Annotated in this window: 1 pseudogene; it reads right to left on the reverse strand. The window is 43.8% G+C overall.

The features are described from left to right. Positions 1-319: 319 nt before the first annotated feature. Positions 320-505, reverse strand: a pseudogene (locus tag QMA12_RS22165) (IS630 family transposase); the annotation flags it as partial.

Consider the following 505-nt stretch of genomic DNA (forward strand, 5'->3'; position numbering starts at 1 on the left):
TGCCGAACTCAGTAGTGAAACGAAACAGCGCCGATGATAGTGTAGCATTTGTTATGTGAAAGTAGGTCATCGCCAGGCTCCAAATACAAGAAAGCCCGACTCATTGAGTCGGGCTTTTTTACGTTTGCAGGAAAGTGAAATAGAAAGCGAGTTAGCGAGAGTAAAGCTAGCGAGTTGCACAGCGTCAACCTGACCGCCGTAGCGTGGGTTGAGTATTTGATACCCACGGAGAAAAGAACGCCACGTCCACCTTTAAAAAATCTTGCCTCTTTTAATGGCCTGTATTTTAAACTCGCATTCTTTATAGCAATGCTATTTATTAAGTGATCAAGTTTATCCATGTCCTCGAACAGATGCGCTTAACGTTATCAATGTCTGAGCGAAATGCATTCCACGGCCTACTTACTTGTTCAACAATATCGTCATAACTTACAAATGTGCGATTTGATAGCGCTCTGCTTCTCATCCATGCCCACACTTGCTCAATGGGGTTCAACTCAGGTGA

The sequence above is a fragment of the Pseudoalteromonas sp. APC 3893 genome, assembly GCF_030408095.1.
Taxonomy (GTDB): Bacteria; Pseudomonadota; Gammaproteobacteria; order Enterobacterales; family Alteromonadaceae; genus Pseudoalteromonas.